The sequence below is a fragment of the Halolamina pelagica genome, from assembly GCF_001307315.1.
GTDB classification, from domain to species: domain Archaea; phylum Halobacteriota; class Halobacteria; order Halobacteriales; family Haloferacaceae; genus Halolamina; species Halolamina pelagica_B.
Genome location: NZ_LGUC01000001.1, coordinates 1145621 through 1161636, shown reverse-complemented (window position 1 = coordinate 1161636; position 16016 = coordinate 1145621). Strand labels below are relative to the sequence as shown.

12 protein-coding genes and 4 pseudogenes are annotated in these 16016 nt (G+C 68.0%); 11 read left to right on the top strand and 5 right to left on the bottom strand.

The annotated features are described in order from the left end of the window. Positions 1-127: 127 nt before the first annotated feature. From SY89_RS06165 to SY89_RS06130, 8 genes and pseudogenes are all read left to right on the top strand, one after another. A pseudogene (locus tag SY89_RS06165) lies at positions 128-1101 on the top strand (ABC transporter permease). Next, positions 1101-2324 carry an ABC transporter permease gene (locus tag SY89_RS06160; protein WP_054583554.1) on the top strand — a complete coding sequence of 408 codons (1224 nt, stop codon included), beginning with the start codon at positions 1101-1103 and terminating at the stop codon, positions 2322-2324. The pseudogene SY89_RS06165 and the gene SY89_RS06160 overlap by 1 nt, the downstream one beginning before the upstream one ends. Further along, positions 2321-3363: pseudogene (locus SY89_RS06155) on the top strand (ABC transporter ATP-binding protein). The gene SY89_RS06160 and the pseudogene SY89_RS06155 overlap by 4 nt, the downstream one beginning before the upstream one ends. Continuing rightward, positions 3356-4699: an ABC transporter ATP-binding protein gene (locus tag SY89_RS06150; RefSeq protein WP_054583553.1), complete on the top strand. Its 1344-nt coding sequence runs from the start codon at positions 3356-3358 to the stop codon at positions 4697-4699. Before SY89_RS06155 ends, SY89_RS06150 begins: the two are co-directional and overlap by 8 nt. Before the next feature lie 128 nt (positions 4700-4827). Beyond that, positions 4828-5217: a DUF7471 family protein gene (locus tag SY89_RS06145; protein WP_189319120.1), complete on the top strand. Its 390-nt coding sequence runs from the start codon at positions 4828-4830 to the stop codon at positions 5215-5217. Then, a complete protein-coding gene (locus SY89_RS06140; protein ID WP_054583552.1) occupies positions 5214-5723 on the top strand; it encodes a winged helix-turn-helix transcriptional regulator in 510 nt (169 codons plus the stop codon). Before SY89_RS06145 ends, SY89_RS06140 begins: the two co-directional genes overlap by 4 nt. A gap of 66 nt (positions 5724-5789) precedes the next feature. Next, positions 5790-7100 carry a DUF7405 family protein gene (locus SY89_RS06135; protein ID WP_054583551.1) on the top strand — a complete coding sequence of 437 codons (1311 nt, stop codon included), beginning with the start codon at positions 5790-5792 and terminating at the stop codon, positions 7098-7100. Beyond that, positions 7093-8163 carry a DUF7350 domain-containing protein gene (locus SY89_RS06130; protein ID WP_054583550.1) on the top strand — a complete coding sequence of 357 codons (1071 nt, stop codon included), beginning with the start codon at positions 7093-7095 and terminating at the stop codon, positions 8161-8163. Before SY89_RS06135 ends, SY89_RS06130 begins: the two co-directional genes overlap by 8 nt. A 13-nt stretch (positions 8164-8176) precedes the next feature. Here SY89_RS06130 and SY89_RS06125 read toward each other — a convergent pair whose 3' ends face one another. Together SY89_RS06125 and SY89_RS06120 are read right to left on the bottom strand one after the other, a co-directional pair. Continuing rightward, complete coding sequence (locus SY89_RS06125) at positions 8177-10159, bottom strand: S9 family peptidase (RefSeq protein ID WP_054583549.1); 1983 nt, start codon at positions 10157-10159, stop codon at positions 8177-8179. Between the two features lie 67 nt (positions 10160-10226). After that, entirely contained in the window at positions 10227-11261 is a 1035-nt protein-coding gene (locus SY89_RS06120; RefSeq protein WP_054583548.1) for a DNA-3-methyladenine glycosylase family protein, read from the bottom strand. A 469-nt stretch (positions 11262-11730) separates the two neighbouring features. Here SY89_RS06120 and SY89_RS06115 point away from each other — a divergent pair. After that, a pseudogene (locus SY89_RS06115) lies at positions 11731-12563 on the top strand (MBL fold metallo-hydrolase). Positions 12564-12596: 33 nt separating this feature from the next. Here the strand turns inward: SY89_RS06115 and SY89_RS06110 are convergent. Beyond that, a complete protein-coding gene (locus SY89_RS06110; protein ID WP_054583547.1) occupies positions 12597-13277 on the bottom strand; it encodes a carbonic anhydrase in 681 nt (226 codons plus the stop codon). 64 nt (positions 13278-13341) lie between these two features. On the opposite strand from SY89_RS06110, the gene SY89_RS06105 reads away from it, so the two are divergent. After that, a complete protein-coding gene (locus SY89_RS06105) occupies positions 13342-13845 on the top strand; it encodes a hypothetical protein (protein WP_189319191.1) in 504 nt (167 codons plus the stop codon). Here the strand turns inward: SY89_RS06105 and SY89_RS15765 are convergent. Beyond that, positions 13842-14461 (bottom strand): annotated as a pseudogene (locus tag SY89_RS15765) (METTL5 family protein). The gene SY89_RS06105 and the pseudogene SY89_RS15765 overlap by 4 nt on opposite strands. After that, a complete protein-coding gene (locus SY89_RS06095; protein WP_054583544.1) occupies positions 14462-14857 on the bottom strand; it encodes a hypothetical protein in 396 nt (131 codons plus the stop codon). A 197-nt stretch (positions 14858-15054) separates the two neighbouring features. Between SY89_RS06095 and SY89_RS06090 the strand changes: the two genes are divergently transcribed. Continuing rightward, positions 15055-16011, top strand: a complete 957-nt coding sequence (locus SY89_RS06090) for a transcription initiation factor IIB (RefSeq protein ID WP_054583543.1) — start codon at positions 15055-15057, stop codon at positions 16009-16011. Positions 16012-16016: the final 5 nt, after the last annotated feature.

Below are 16016 nucleotides of genomic sequence, written 5' to 3'. Positions count from 1 at the left end.
AATCGTGTCGTACCGGTAAACACCGGTTCGACGGTTGCCACACATACACACGGATGGGGATTATGCATATACAGCGGAAACCACGGTCGAAGCTTTCAGGGATACACAAATGAGGTCGTTATAACCAATGGGAATGGAATGGTACATCGTCCGACGGGTCGCGTGGGCGGCCATCGTGACGTTCATCATCGTGTCGATCACGTGGGGGCTACTGACGGCGGCGCCGAACCCACAGGTCCAGCAGGCGGTGACACAGGCAGCGATGGACGGGGAGAACCCAGCGGAGGCTGAAGAGCGCATGGAGGCTCAACTCCAACTCGATCGGCCGCTCCACGTGCGATTCATGGACTACGTGGTCGGTGTGTACACGCTTGAGTGGGGGTGGTCGAACACCCGCAACCAGCCGGTGACGAGTGCACTGGCTAGTGCGCTCTACTACACCGTCCAGTACTCAGTGCCATGGACGATCCTGACCGTGTTGATCGGCCCGATCGTCGGGGTGTACTCTGCGGCCAACCAGTACAGCTGGAAGGACCACGCAGCCACTGGGTTGGCCTTCTTCGGCTACGCGATCCCGAACTTCTTCTTCGGGATCATACTGCTGTTGATATTCGGGGTCCAGTTACGATGGATCCCCATCGTCTACCAGACCGACGTGCCGATGTTCAGCGTCGAGAACGTGATACAGCTCACGATACCGATATTCGTGCTCGTCACTGGCTCCATCGGCGCCATCATGCGCGTCTCGCGTAACGAGTCCGCGGAGTACGCGAACGCGGACTTCGTCAAGACAGCGAAGGCCAAGGGGTCTCCACGTACCGGATCTACGCACGCCACGTGATCCGGCCGACGATGGTCCCGCTGTCGACGACGATGGTCGGCTACCTCCTGGCCATCTTCACCGGCTCGTCGCTGCTGGTCGAGGTGGTGTTCGGGATCCCGGGGCTGGGGCGGACGCTCTACGACGCGGTGGTCGCACAGGACACGAACCTCGTGCTTGGTTCGACCCTGTTCTTCACCTTCGTGGCGACCATCGGGAACCTGCTCCAGGACCTGGTGTACACAGTGCTTGACCCGCGAATCAGCTTCGAGGATCGATAATGGCAACGGACAGACAATCTTTCGACGAGATCGATTGGGCCCAGATCGACGAGGAGTCCGAACGCGAGATTTCGCCGAACTTCATCATCGTCGCGCTGGGAACAGCGCTGATGGGCATCGTTTGGGCGTTCGACTACTTCTTCGTTACCGGAACGTGGGACGCCGCAATCGGGATGGACTTCGGGAACCAGTACACCCCGACGTTCCAGTTCATCGGCTGGGGGTACGACGTGACCCAGCTCGATTGGATGTTCGCGTTCTCGCTGCTCCTGTTCGGGGCGTACATGGTGCTCCCGCTGTACCAGAACCCCCGGATGACGAAGTACTACTGGCGGGACATGAAGCGCAACCGTCCCGCGATGGCGAGTCTCGGGTGGCTGCTGTTCATCTTCGTCATCGGCGTCATCGGCCCGGCGGTCATCCCGGCGCCGACGGTCGACCTGATGTCGAAGTACCAGCCGCCGATGTTCCTCGAGATCAACAACGTGTACCCGATCAACTGTGTCGGTGATGTCGCGGGCGGCACCTGCCAGGGCTCACTCGAACACCCGCTCGGGACGACCGGTGACGGGAAGGACATCTTCCGGATCATCGTCTACGGGATGCAGATCAGCATGAAGATCGGCTTCATCGCGACGCTGTTCGTCGTCACCATCGGGAGCATCGTCGGCACGGTCGCCGCATACGCCGGCGGCCTCGTCGACGAGGTCCTGATGCGCTGGGTCGACATCCAGCAGTCGTTCCCGACGTTCATCCTCTACCTGCTGATCCTCTACATCTACGGGGCCAGCCTGTTCCTGTTCATCGTCCTCTTCTCACTGTTCTCGTGGGAGGGGACCGCCCGTTACGTGCGGAGTAACGCGCTGGCCAAGACCGAAGAGGAGTACATCAAGGCGGTCCAGCTCAGCGGCGCGAGCACGTACCGAGTGATCCGTTCGCACATCATGCCCAACAGCGCGAGCAGCATCGTGACCGACATCACGCTGCTGATCCCGTCGTTCATCCTGTTCGAGGCGCAGTTCGCGTTCCTCGGGCTGGGTGACTCGACGATCCCCTCCTGGGGCGTGCTGATCGCGCAGGGGCGCTCGGACCTGGCGTTCGCGCCGTGGATCACGCTGATCCCCGGGCTGTTCCTCTTCTTCACCATCCTGGCGTTCAACTTCCTCGGGGACGCGCTCCTCGACGCACTGAACCCCGAAGCCGACGCGGAGGCAGAACAATGACTGACGAACCACTACTGACGGTCGACGGACTCACGACGGAGTTCGATACCGACAACGGCGTACTGACCGCGGTCGACGGCATCGACTTCGAGATTCCCAGAGGCGAGACGGTCTGTCTCGTCGGCGAGTCCGGGTCGGGCAAAACCGTCGCCAGCGAGTCGATTACCCGGATCGTCCCGACGCCGCCGGGTGAAGTGACCGGGAGCGTGAAGTTCGACGGCGAAGAGATCACCGCTCTGAGCGAGTCCGAACTCCGGGAGATCCGCGGCGGGCGCATCGCCCACGTGTTCCAGAACCCCCAGGACGCGCTCAACCACTGCTACACGGTGGGCTGGCAGATCGTGGAAGCGATCCAGACCCACGAGCCGGACACGTCCGAACAGGAAGCCCGCGAACGGGCGATCGATCTCCTGAACGACGTGGGTGTCGCCAACGCCGCCGCACGGCTGGACGACTACCCCACGAGTTCTCCGGCGGCCAGAAACAGCGCGTGATGATCGCGATGGCGCTGGTCACCAACCCCGACCTGCTGATCGCCGACGAGCCGACGACGGCGCTGGACGTGACGGTCCAGGCCCAGATCCTCAATCTGCTCGAGGATCTGCAGGACGAGTACGGCATGAGCATCCTCTTCGTCACCCACGACCTCGGGGTCGTGGCCCAGATCGCCGACCACGTCGTCGTGATGTACGCCGGGAAGGTGATGGAGCGGGGCACCGTCGAGGAGATCTTCGACGACCCCTCCCACCCGTACACGCGCGCGCTGCTCGAGTGCTTACCCGGGAAGGCGCGCTCGGCCGAGGGGATCCCCGGATCGCTCCCGTCGCCGATCAGCCCGCCGGACGGCTGCCGGTTCGCGCCGCGCTGTGACTACGCCGTCGAGGAGTGCACCGCCGGCGACCAGCCGCCGGAAGAGCCGCTGTCGGACACCCACACCGTCTCCTGTGTCCACTACCAGCAGGGGTACGACCCCGACACCGTGAAAGGCGAACTCACACAGGAGGACGGCGCGGTAACCGGAGGTGTTTCCGGTGACTGAGGACCCCATCCTCTCGGTGCGGAACCTCAAGAAGCACTACCCGATCACTCAGGGGATCCTCTCCCGGCAGGTCGGCGCTGCCAAAGCCGTCGACGGCATCAGCTTCGACATCGCCGAGGGGGAGACGCTCGGGCTCGTCGGCGAGTCCGGCTGTGGGAAGTCCACCGCCGCCTCCTCGATCATCCGACTCGAGGAAGCCACCGAGGGCGAGGTCATCTTCAACGGCGGCGACCGGGCGGGCCGCAGCCGTAACGGGGACGGCAGCCACCCCAACGACGTGACGACGTTCGACGACGAAGAGCTGAAGGCGTTCCGCCGGGACGCCCAGATGATCTTCCAGGACCCCTCCTCCAGTCTTGACCCGCGAATGACCGTCGGGAGTTCGGTCGCCGAACTCCTGCTGGTCCACGGGATGACCGACAAGCAGCGTCGGCGCGAGATCGTCGAGGACCTGCTCGAACGCGTGGGGCTGGAGGCCGAGTACTACGACCGCTACCCCCACGAGTTCTCCGGCGGCCAGAAACAGCGCATCGCGCTGGCCCGCGCGCTCGTGCTCAACCCAGAGTTCATCGTCGCCGACGAGCCGGTGTCCGCGCTCGACGTGTCGATCCGCGCGGAGATCCTCTCGCTGCTGAACGACATCCAGGAGGAGTTCGGCCTCTCGATGCTGTTCATCAGCCACGACATGAGCGTCGTCCGGGAGGTCTGTGACCGCGTCGCGGTGATGTACTTGGGCGAGATCGTCGAGATCGGTGACACCGACGAAGTGTTCAGCAACCCGCAGCACCCCTACACCGAGGCCCTGCTGTCGGCGATCCCGCGTCCCGACCCGTCGGCACAGCGGGAGAACATCGAGCTCAAAGGGACCGTGCCGAGCCCCACCAACCCGCCGTCGGGCTGTAAGTTCCACACGCGGTGTCACATGGTGATACAGTCCGACGAGTTCGACCTCGAACAGGAGCGCTGGCGTGCGCTGCTGACGTTCCGTGACCGCGTCCGGAGCGGCGAGGTCGACCCCGAGAGCATCCGCGAGGCGCTCGCGTTGGAGAACGACGACCCGTCGAGCATCGACGACGAAACCATCAAACAGGAGCTCCGGATGGAGTTCGATCTCGCCGAGGAGCTCTACGATCCCGAGGCGGAGTCGATCCTGCAGGACGCGCTCGACGCGCTCGCCGATGGCCGCATCGAGGACGCGAACGAGCAGCTCTCGACGTTCACGACGCCGTGTGAGAAGGAGGTGCCACAGGAGACCGACCACGGCAACGGTCACCTCTCCTCCTGTCTGCGGAACAAGCCCGAGACCGAACACGGCGCGCCGCTGGCCGACGACTGAGCCGGTCGCTCAGGCCACCAGCGCCGCACTCACTCGTTTTCCGTACCCGCGTCAAGAGATCGACGCTCGGTCGTTCACGAGGCGAGCGTATCGAGAGGCGTATCCCCATCGAGTGCAAAGCGCCGATAATGAACGGCGTCGCCACCGGCGGGCCGCTCGCGGCCGGCGTCCACGGGAACGGCCCGACGATATTCATTCTGTTGAGCCTCGCGGCGGCGCTGACCGCCGTCGTCGCCGGCCTCGCCATCGCCGCGTTCGTCCGGCGACGCTCCCGGCGCTACCTGCTGGTGGCGCTGGCGCTGTCGACGCTACTCGCCCGAAGTGCCGTGGGACTGGCGGCCTACCTCGGCACCGTCGGGCCGGGGATCCACCACACCCTCGAGCACGGACTCGACGTGGTGATGGCGGCGTTGGTGATCGCCGCCGTCTACCTCGTCGGAAAGCCGACGGCGGGCACGGCCCGGGCCGACGGCGGGCACGACGACGACGCGGCACACTGGGGTGACCAGGAACGATGAACGACACCCGTGAGCGCCTGCTCGAACACGTCCGCGAGCATCCCGGCCGGCACGCGAGCGCGCTTGGCCGGGAGTTAGACCTCGCGACCGGCCAGCTTCAGTACCATCTCCGGCGGCTCCGACGGGCGGACCGTGTCGTCGCCGACGACTGGTACGGCCGTACCCACTACTTCCCGCCGGGGTACGACGACCAGGAACGGCAACGGATCGCGCTAGCGCGCCGGGAGACCGCCCGCGCGGTACTCGTCACGCTCCTGGGTGGTGAGCAGCCGGCAGCCGACCTCGCTGAGGCTGTCGGCGTGGCTCGGAGCACCCTCTCCTACCACGTCGATCGACTCCGGGAGGCGGGCCTCGTCGATCAACGCCGGGACGAACGAGGCCGAGTCCATCTCTCACTGTCGGATCCCGAGGCCACGCAGTCGCTGCTCGCCACGGTCGAGCCGGAGATGGGCGACCGTCTCGTCGATCGGTTCACCCGGCTCGTCGACGACCTCCTCGAAGTGTAACCGGCGCGGGCGCCGTTTCGAGAGGCGCACCAGAACCCACTTTCTTCTCGCAGTGGTAGCACGGGTATGAGCGACTCCCCCGGCATCGACCGCCGCGCGTTCGTGAAGTCCGCCGTCGCCATCGGCGGCGCGGCAGCGCTGTCGGCCTGTCTGGACCGCGGACCGTCGATCGACGTGCCACGTGGCCCCGAGGAGCCGTCAGCCACGTTCCCGGAGCGCCAGCACGCCTGGAACGCCGCGCTCCCGACGACCGACGCGGGGAACAACCACCACCCCCGCCACCGCGTGCTGCTGGCGCTCGACTACGGCGACGGGACACCCACCGACGCCGAACGCGAGACCGTCGAAGCCGCGCTCGCGGGCGTCGAGCGCGCCTACGAGCGATCGGCCGCGGGGCTGCTGCTGACGATCAGCTACTCGCCGTACTACTTCGACCGGTTCGACGACGACCTCCCCGAGAGCGTCGATCTGCCCGAACCCACCGCGCTCTCCTCCTTCGAGGATCCAGACGCCGACGCCGTCGACGCGATCGTCCACCTCGCCAGCGACCACGGCGAGGTCGTGATGGGCGCCGAGGAGGCGCTGAAGGGCGAACTCGGCGAACTCAACGGCGTTTCCCAGCCCGAAGCCGCGCTGACGGACGTGTTCAGCCTCGCCGAGCGCCGGACCGGCTTCGTCGGCGACGGGCTCCCCGCCGAGAACCAGGACGTCGACGGCGTGCCCGACGACGACCCGGTGCCGGAGGACGCGCCGCTGTACATGGGGTTCGAGTCGGCGTTCGACGGCAACCAACCCACCGAGGACCGCGTAACGATTCAGCAGGGCCCTTTCGCCGGCGGGACGACTCAGCAGCTCTCGACGCTGACGCTGAACCTGACGCAGTGGTACGAGCAGGACACCCGCGACCAGCGCGTCTCCAAGATGTTCTGTCCCCACCACGCGCAGAACGATGTGGTCGAGGGCGCTGGCGGAAACTTGGGCAGCGACACACGGATGGACGACTGCGGCGACCCGATGGAGACGGCACGGCGCGAGGGCGTCGTCGGCCACAGCCAGAAGATGGTCGACGTGCGGGAAGACGACACGCCGATCATCCTGCGCCGGGACTTCGACTCGACCGATCGTGACCACGCGGGGCTTCACTTCCTCTCGCTCCAGCGGACGATCACGGACTTCGTCACCACCCGCGAGGCGATGAACGGCGATCAGATCGACAGCGACTCCGCGGTGGGCCAGCGCACCAACAACGGGATCCTGCAGTACATCAACACCGTCCGCCGGGGGAACTTCCTCGTCCCGCCGCGTTCGTTGCGGGCGCTCCCGCCCGCGGACCCCCGTGCGACCGCCGCCGAGAACGCGGAGGTGGCCAATGCGTAAGCGCTCCCGGCGGGCGTTCCTCGCCGGCGTCGGCGCCACCGGCGTCGGCGGCCTCGCGGGCTGTCTCGGGTTCGAACTCGAATCGAGCAGCCTGGAGCCGTCGCTGGTGGAAAACCGTCCGGACGCCGTCTACGTCCCCACCCACACGGAGGGGATGGCGATGGGGGAGATGGGCAGCGACGGCGGCTACAGCTGTGCGCTGACCTACAGCTACCCCCACCGGTTCTGGACTGTCACCGGTAGCGACACCACGCAGGTCGAGGTGGGATCGGACGACGCGCTCCACCTGATGCCGGTCGTCTGGCACAGCGAGACGGGGGTCATCCCCTCGGACGTGAGCCCCCGCGTCGACGTGACCCGGGACGGCGAGTCGGTCGTCGACGGCCTGAACCCGTGGCCGATGCTCGCCCAGCAGATGGGGTATCACTTCGGCGACAACATCGAACTCCCCGAGGCAGGCGAGTACACTGTCACCGTCTCGGTGGGGGCTGGCGGTGAGCGTCGAACCGGGCCACTGGCCGACACAGCGGCCGCCGAGTTCGAGTTCACGCTCGACTACCAGCCCTCGGAGCTCCGTGACCTCCCGTTCGAGGACATCGCCGAGGCTCGACAGGGGACCCTCGGCGCCGCCGAGCCGATGCAGATGGACATGGTCCCGACGATGCAGGCGCCCACGGCGGACGACCTCCCCGGAACGGTCCGGGGAACGACCGAGAGCGGCGACGCCCAGTTCGTGGTCACGACCCTCGACGACGCCACCCGATTCGGCGGCAAGGAGGGACAGCAGTACGTCGCCGTCTCGCCGCGCACACCGTACAACCGCTTCCCGCTGCCGCAGATGTCGCTGTCGGCGACGCTGTCACGGGACGGCGAGACGCGCTTCGACGGCTACCTGAACGAGTGGCTCGGCCCGGACCTCGGGATCCACTACGGGGCGGTCGTCGAGGGCGTCGCTGCCGGCGACGAGTTCACGATCACGGTCGACTCGCCCCCGCAGATCTCCAGACACGAGGGGTACGAAACCGCCTTCCTCGGCATGCCCGACACGACGCTCACGCTCTGAGTAGCCGAAGGGGCTACTCCACCCGCCGGACCGACCGCTGGCCCTCGTGGAGTTTGACCTCCTCGATCTCGTCGGCCGGCTGGAAGCCGAACGTCTCCCCGTAGAACGCGAGTTCGAGCTCCAGCGCCCGGCGAGTCGCCTCCGCGGTCCGGAAGCCGTGTCGCTCTGCCGGGAACAGCGCGTAGGCGTACGGCGTCTCCGTCGCGACCAGCGCGTCGACCATGTCCTCGGCCTGCTCCTGGGGGACGACACGGTCCTCACCCCCCTGCAGTAGGAGCAACGGCGCGTCGATCTCCGACGCGTGGAGCGCGGGCGATCGCGCCTCGTAGGTGTCCCGAGCTTCCGGGAGCGGGCCGACGAGCCCGTCGAGGTAGCGTGACTCGAACTTGTGGGTGCCGGTCGCGAGCGCTTCCAGATCGGCGACGCCGTAGTGGCTCGCGCCGGCGTCGAACGTGTCGTGGAACGCCAGCGCACAGAGCACCGCGTAGCCGCCGGCGCTCCCGCCGGTGATCGCCAGACGATCCGGGTCCGCACGGCCTGTTTCTGCGAGATGCTCGGCAGTGTCGACGCAGTCGGCCGTATCGAGCACGCCCCACTCGTCCTGTAGCGCGTCGCGGTAGTCGCGGCCGTAGCCGGTCGAACCACGGTAGTTCACGTCGGCGACGGCGAACCCGCGGGTGGTGAAGAACTGGACGCCGAGCGTCGCGACCGGGAGGGTCTGGCTCGTCGGGCCGCCGTGGACCATCGTCACGAGCGGCGGGTCCTCGTCCTCGGGAGCCCGTTCGTCGGCGTTCGTCGGCGGGTAGTAGAACGCGTGGGTGGTCTCGCCGTCGCGGGTCGGCACGTCGACGTGCTCCGGCTCCGACACCATACCGTCGGCCAGGTCGAGCGAGAACGACTGCCGGAGCTGAGTGGGCTCGGGGCTTTCACCGGGTGTCCAGCGGGCGACGGTCTCCGGCGTCGTCGGCCCGCCGCCGACGAACGCGAGCGTCTCGCCGTCGGTCGCGAGGCGCGCGTGGGGGTACGCCGAGTACGGCAGCCCCGCGTCGGTGCGTTCGTTGTCCTCGTCGAGCAGGCAGAGCGACCACTCGCCGTCGGCGTTCCGCAGGACTGCCACCCGGCCGTCGTCGAGGAACGCGTAGGTGGCGAGCCCGAACGTCCACTGCGGGACGCCGAACTCCGCCGCCTCGGGCGTGCGGTTCGTCGGCTCGTCGTCGCCGTCGAGGTCGAGCGCGTAGAGGTTCCACCAGCCCGTTCGGTCAGAGACGGCGTGGAGTCGCCCCGCGGGGCTCCAGCCGGGCTGGAACACCGACTCCTCGGGGCCGCCCATGACCACGCGCTCGTCGGCGAGCGAGCCGTCGTCGTCGACGGCGGCGACGTGGAGTTCGGTGCCGTCCCAGGGCATCCGCGGGTGGTCCCACGTCGTCCACGCGAGGCGGTCGCCGGCGGGCGAGAGCCGGGGGAACGCGTAGAAGTCGTGACCGTCGGCGACGACTTCGGGCGGCGCGCTCCCGTCAGTCGGGAGCGCGACGAGTTCGTTGATCACGTCGGCGGCGGCGCCCTCGTGACGCTCCCGAACCGCGTAGAGGCGCTCGCCGTCGGGGCTGATCTCCATGTCGGCGTACCGCAGCCCGTGTTCCGTCTCGGGTTCGGGCGTGATCGGCTCGGGGTCGTCGTCCGTCCCGTCGATGCGGTAGAGCCGCTGGTCGTCGAAGTGGGCGTAGAACACGCGCCCGTCCTGGACCGCGAAGTCGCCACCGCCGTACTCGTGGACCAACGTCCGTACGTCCGTCTCTGTGGGCGTGACCTCCATCGGCTCGGCTGGATCGCCCGCGTCGGCGCGGACGATCACGCCGCGGCCCCCCTCGTCGGGGCGGCGTTCCAGCCAGTAGACGCTCCCGTCGTCGACCGAGACGGGGCCGAACCGGAGCGTATCGGCGGCGACGTCCGCGGCAGCGACTGGCGACTCCCACTCGCCGTAGGGGGTGGTAGACATACCCAGGGGTTGGGGAGGCGATGGCTTGTCAGTTCGGGTGGACGACGGTGTCGCCGATTCGGTGGGCTCAGTCGCCGTCGGTCCGGAGGTGGTGGAACACGTACGTCTGGGCGTAGCCGGCGTAGGCGTCGGCGCCGCTCTCGCCGAACACGTCCCCGCGCTCGGGCAGGTCGGCGCCGAGTCGTTGCCGGATCGACCGCGAGGTCTCGGTGTAGTTCCCACCCTCGCAGTCCGGGAAGTAGTCGCCGATCGCGGTCTGGATCCACGTGTCGAGCGGGATCGCCTGCAGGTAGCCCAGCGAGAACAGGAGGACGCAGTCGGCCACCTTGTCGCCGACGCCGACGAACTGAGTCATCGCGTCGCGGGCCTCCTCGTAGGGGCGGCCGCGGGCGTCCTCGGGGCGTGCCTCGCCGTCGGCGACCATCGCCGCGGTCCGCTGGACGTACGGCGCGCGGTAGCCCAGACTCAACTCGCGGAGTTCCTCCTCGGTCGCGGCCGCGAGCGCCTCCGGGGTGGGGTAGGCGTGGAGGGTTCGGTCGCCGAGGTCGACGGGTGTGCCGTACGCCTCCCGAAGCGCGCTCTGCATGCCGAAGATCCGGCCCACGCGCATCTGCGCCGAACAGATGAACGTGATCAGGCAGGGGAAAGGCGGGTCGCGCGGCAGCCGCATCCCGGGGTAGCGCTCGAACGCCCGCGAGAGCAGCGGCAGGTCCTCGAGCGCGTCGTAGATCGCCGCGAGGTCGTCGTCGAGGCGGAGCAGGTGGGTGAGGATCGCCTCGCCGTCGACGGGCTCGGTGGGTGCCACGGGAGCGTCGGCGGGCGCCGCATCGGCGGCGTCTTCCGGAACGGCGCCGGCCTCCCACTCGATCACCCCCTCGTCGACACCCCCGCGCTGGCGCGCGCGAACGACCGTCGGTCGGTCGGTGAGCCCCGGCGTCGGCGGCAGCACGGTTTCGTACCACGCGTCGCCCCCGTGGGCGGCCGACTCGGTGTAGCCGTCGCCGTCGGCGCGCTCCCAGAGGTACGTCTGCCCGCTCTCCAGGGTCGACTGCAGGTCGAACGGTCCGTCGAGCGAAGACACGTCGATGCGGCCCGTCTCCATTACGCGGGAGTGGGCCGGGAGCGGGTTTCCCCGTTTCGGTCCGTGCCAGTCACGGCACGCGAACTGTCGCGATCTCCGTATCGCGATCGCCGAGTCTACGCCGTGGCTGTGCAAGCCAGCTGGCGCGCGAACTGTCGCGATCTCCGTATCGCGATCGTCGAGTCTACGCCGTGGCTGTGCAAGCCAGACTGGCGCGCGAACTGTCGCGGTTTCCGTATCGCGACCGGCGATCAGGTCCGCTTCGGGAGTGTGTCCGCGGCGGCAGCGGCGGCGTCGCCCGCCGCGGCGGCCATCGCCTCGGCCATCTGGAGGAACGCGGCCGTCTCGCGGGTGGAGGAGTTCATGTGACTACCTAACACGACCGACCCTTGAGTATCTTCGGGGGTTTGACATCCTCCCACCCCTGAAGGGGTGGGCTTCCACTCGCTACGTCACAACGGCTATGAGCGGCCCGACCCGAACAGAGCACATGACCACGAGCGACTGGGGCGACTGGCTCCCGCGGGAGATCGCGGCGGCCGACCCCGACGGCGTGGCGGTCTGGTACCTCGGCTGCAACGGGTTCGTGCTGAAGGGGAGCGAGGGGACGACGCTGTTCGTCGACCCCTATCTCGGCACGGGCGACCCGCCACGCACCGTCCGGATGATCCCGGTTCCCTTCGACCCGGCCGACGTTGACGACGCCGACGCGGTGTTGGCGACCCACGAGCACAGCGATCACGTCCACGGCGAGTCCCAGGCGCCGATCCTCGAGCGGACCGGCGCGCCCTTCGTCGCGCCCGACGCGTCGATGGCGGCCGCCCGCGAGGAGCAGGCGTGGGCGGACCGCTGGGCGATCGACGACGAGCAGTTCCGCGAGGTCGAGGAGGGCGACGTGCTGGAGATCGGCGAGTTCACCGTCCACGTCGTCGAGGTGAACGACCCCGACGCCGAGCACCCCGTCGGCTACGTGTTCGAGCACGACGCCGGGTCGGTGTTCCACCCCGGCGACTCCCGACCGGCCGAGTGGTTCACGGCGCTGGGGAGGAGTTCGACATCGATCTCGGCATCGTCGCCTTCGGGACCGCAGGGATGATCCCGGACAAACAGAGCCGGGAGCCGGCGTACACCAAGTGGTACAACGACGAGGGCGAAGCCGTCGAAGCCGCGAGGGCGCTGCAGGTCGACCGCCTTCTGCCGAGTCACTGGGACATGTGGAAGGGGCTCACTGCCGACCCGACGGCGCTTCACGATCACGTCGACTCCTTCGACCACCCGCGCGAACTGGAACTGGTCGAGATCGGCGATCGCGTCGACCTCTGAGTCCGACGGCTGCAGTCGGTTTTCTGACAGCGATCAGTACGTCCAGCGGCGCTGGACCCGCGAGTCGATCTCGGGGTGGGCCGCCCGCAGCGCGTCGGGGTCCGTCTCGCCGTCGACGTTGATCACGTGCACCTCGCCGCGCTTCCCGTCGTAGGCGTCCTGGAAGTCGTAGACGGCGCCGACGACTTGCACCGACTCCGGCACGTCGTCGCTGTCGAGCAGGAACTCGACCTGGCGGTCGACGTTGTACTCCACGAGGTGGTTCACGGCGTCCTCACGCGAGAGGCCGGCCGGGAGCCGGTCGACGCCGGACTCGAGGCCCGGTGCGAGCAGGTCGAGACAGTGTTCGATGCCCGGCGGCTCCGCACTGCCGTCAGTGAGCTTGTCGTACGTCGCGGTGACCGCACCACAGCCCGTGTGACCGACGACGACGGCCACGTCGGTGTTGGTGTGCGCCAGCGGGTAGAGCACGTCGCCCGAGACGCGCGGGCCCGCCCCGGTGCGCTGAACGACCCGGTTGCCGATGTTGCCGCAGGTGAACAGGTGGCCCGGCTCGTCGTTGCCCCACAGGTGGTCCTGGAGCACCCGGGAGTCCGAACAGCAGACCGTGACTGCGTCGGGGTGCTGTTCGTGTTCGAGCCCCTCGAACCGCGTGTCGAACGTCTCGGCGTGGTCGGCGTTCCGATCCAGCATCTCGAGGACCGTCTCGTCCATGTCCGACCGCCCGGCCGGTCGGGCCATAGCTCCGACGGTTCGTGGCGACGAAACAGTTAGGTCGTTGACCCAACCACTGGGGGACGTGTTCCCGTCGAGACAGCTACCGGCGCGCGCGGCGCTCGCGCTCGCGGGGGCGACCGCGGTCGTGGCCGCCGAGCTCCTCGCGGTTTCGGCCTCCGTCCGACTCGCGGCGGCAGGCGTCGACGGCGCCGGGCCGGTGTCGTCGCTCCCCGTCGTGGTCGTCAGCGTCGGTACGACGGCGGTAGCCGCCGCCGTGTGGCGGCAAACCGAGGGCGGCGCGATCTTCGCCGTCTGGGGGATGGTGCTGATCCTCGCCGCGCCGGTGACCGCGTTCGGCGGGGGCTGTGACCGAATGGGCGGCGCGCTCGAGATCTTTCGAAGCGGTGTCCGCATCGGGATCGCCGCCGATAGCTGCGTGACGTTTCTCAACGGGGCGCTGTTGGTAGTCGGCTACGCCCTGCTTGCCGCCGGCTTGTGGCTCGTCGTCGACGAGTTGTCCGTCTCGGGACCGCGGCAGTGGCAGATGCCCGGGCGCTCCGACTAGGCCCACTCGATCCGGAACAGTTCGACCTCGATCGCCTCGCGCTCGCGCTCGTGGTGGTCGTACAGCCGGGGGAGGTCGAACTCCGCGGCGAAGGCATGGGTGACCGTGCCCCCTCGTCGGCGGCGAACGACTCCACGAAGTCGCGGCTGCCGGCGTTGTGGATCGAGTAGGAGACGCTTCCGACCGTCGCCGCCGTACGGAGGAACGCCCGGTCGGCCCCCTCGTTGCCGGATTGGGCGCCGAACGGTGGGTTCATCACGACCGTCTCGACCGAGTTCGACGGCACCGGCGCGCGGGTCGCGTCGGCGCGAACCCAGTCGACGGGGGTTCCCGGCGCGACCGCGTGCTCGTTCTCCCCTGCGACGGCGAGGGCGTCAGCGTCGCGCTCGAGAGCGAGCACGCGCGTCGGGTCGCGGCAGGCGGCCGCGAGCGCGAGCACGCCCGTACCCGCGCCGAGATCGAGCACCGTCCGGCCGGCGATGTCGCCCTGGAGATCCGCGAGGTGGAGAAGGTGTGCCGCGAGATCCGGCGGCGTCGGGTACTGTTCGAGGCTGAGGTCGGGGTCGCGGAACCCCGCGAGCCCGTGGAGTCGTTCGGCCAGTGCCCGTTTGCCCATTCAGGCCGACACGTCGAGACCGTCGACCGAAAGCGTGACGCCTTCGCGACGGGCCCGCTCTTCGAGCGCTTCGAGCGCCGGCCGGACCTTCTCGGGGTTGCTGACCGTCTCGACCTCGACGCGGACGACGCCGACGCCGAGGAACGCCCCCGCTCGAACCACGTCACGGAGTCGATCAGCTTCGGACTGGGTCGCGAGCGAACAGTCCTCCGCGAAGCTGGCGGCCACCGTGAGTTCCGCGGGCTGGTAACCCTCCGACGCCAGTTCGGCTTTCAGCTCCCGCAGGTACTCCGGTGCAGTCGTCGACAGCGACGACGCCGAGAGCGCGACAGGTTCGACGTTCGACGGGCGACAGGACGACACCGCGGACTCGACGCGCGTGGGGCTCGTGCTCATACTCACGCATAGCTACTAGTTATGCAAAAGTCTTTCTTAATTCGCAGTGGTAATCACACGACGACGACATCCGGGCCCCCGCCAGCTGGTGGGATCTGACAGGAACCACAGCATGGCGACTCAGTCGGGCGATTAGTTCTGTGCTCTACCCAAGGACGAAAAAAGCCTTATCTGTCGGGGTCACCAGAAACCTTTTAATGGAACGTCCGAGCCGGGAGCGACAGCGGGAGTCTGAGTCCGAGGACGAGTCGGCCGACGAGGTTCTCACCTGCCCGGAGTGTGGGTCTGACGAGGTCGTCACCGACGACGACCAGGGCGAACTCGTCTGTGACGACTGCGGACTGGTGCTCGACGAGCGCCAGATCGATCGTGGCCCGGAGTGGCGGGCGTTCAACCACTCCGAGCGCCAGAGCAAATCTCGGGTCGGCGCGCCGATCACCGAGACGATGCACGATCGCGGGCTGACGACGACGATCGACTGGAAGGACAAGGACGCCTACGGTCGGTCGCTCTCCTCCGAGAAACGCAGCCAGATGCACCGCCTGCGCAAGTGGCAGGAGCGCATCCGGACGAAGGACGCCGGCGAGCGGAACCTCCAGTTCGCGCTCTCGGAGGTCGACCGGATGGCCTCCGCCCTCGGCGTGCCGCGATCGGTACGTGAGGTCGCGTCGGTGATCTACCGGCGCGCGCTCAACGAGGACCTGATCCGCGGGCGCTCGATCGAGGGCGTCGCGACCGCCGCGCTGTACGCCGCCTGTCGGCAGGAGGGGATCCCCCGCAGCCTCGACGAGGTCGCCGAGGTCTCACGCGTGCCCCAGAAGGAGATCGGCCGAACCTACCGGTACATCTCCCAGGAGCTCGGCCTCGAGCTCAAACCGGTCGACCCCAAGCAGTTCGTGCCGCGCTTCGCCTCCGAGCTCGGCCTGAGCGAGGAGGTGCAGTCGAAGGCGACCGAGATCATCGACGTCTCCGCCGAGCAGGGACTGCTCTCGGGGAAGTCCCCGACCGGGTTCGCCGCCGCGGCGATCTACGCGGCGTCGCTGCTCTGTAACGAGAAGAAGACCCAGCGCGAGGTCGCTGACGTAGCCCAGGTGACCGAGGTCACCATCCGAAACCGGTATCAAGAACAGATCGAAGCGATGGGCTTCCGGTAGCTCAG

Excerpts from the sequence above, each read along its gene's own strand:
- SY89_RS06160 (WP_054583554.1), top strand. The coding sequence starts at position 1,101 with ATGGCAACGGACAGACAATCTTTCGACGAGATCGATTGGGCCCAGATC.
- SY89_RS06145 (WP_189319120.1), top strand. The coding sequence starts at position 4,828 with ATGAACGGCGTCGCCACCGGCGGGCCGCTCGCGGCCGGCGTCCACGGG.
- SY89_RS06140 (WP_054583552.1), top strand. The coding sequence starts at position 5,214 with ATGAACGACACCCGTGAGCGCCTGCTCGAACACGTCCGCGAGCATCCC.
- SY89_RS06135 (WP_054583551.1), top strand. The coding sequence starts at position 5,790 with ATGAGCGACTCCCCCGGCATCGACCGCCGCGCGTTCGTGAAGTCCGCC.
- SY89_RS06130 (WP_054583550.1), top strand. The coding sequence starts at position 7,093 with ATGCGTAAGCGCTCCCGGCGGGCGTTCCTCGCCGGCGTCGGCGCCACC.
- SY89_RS06125 (WP_054583549.1), bottom strand. The coding sequence starts at position 10,159 with ATGTCTACCACCCCCTACGGCGAGTGGGAGTCGCCAGTCGCTGCCGCG.
- SY89_RS06120 (WP_054583548.1), bottom strand. The coding sequence starts at position 11,261 with ATGGAGACGGGCCGCATCGACGTGTCTTCGCTCGACGGACCGTTCGAC.
- SY89_RS06110 (WP_054583547.1), bottom strand. The coding sequence starts at position 13,277 with ATGGACGAGACGGTCCTCGAGATGCTGGATCGGAACGCCGACCACGCC.
- SY89_RS06095 (WP_054583544.1), bottom strand. The coding sequence starts at position 14,857 with ATGAGCACGAGCCCCACGCGCGTCGAGTCCGCGGTGTCGTCCTGTCGC.
- SY89_RS06090 (WP_054583543.1), top strand. The coding sequence starts at position 15,055 with ATGGAACGTCCGAGCCGGGAGCGACAGCGGGAGTCTGAGTCCGAGGAC.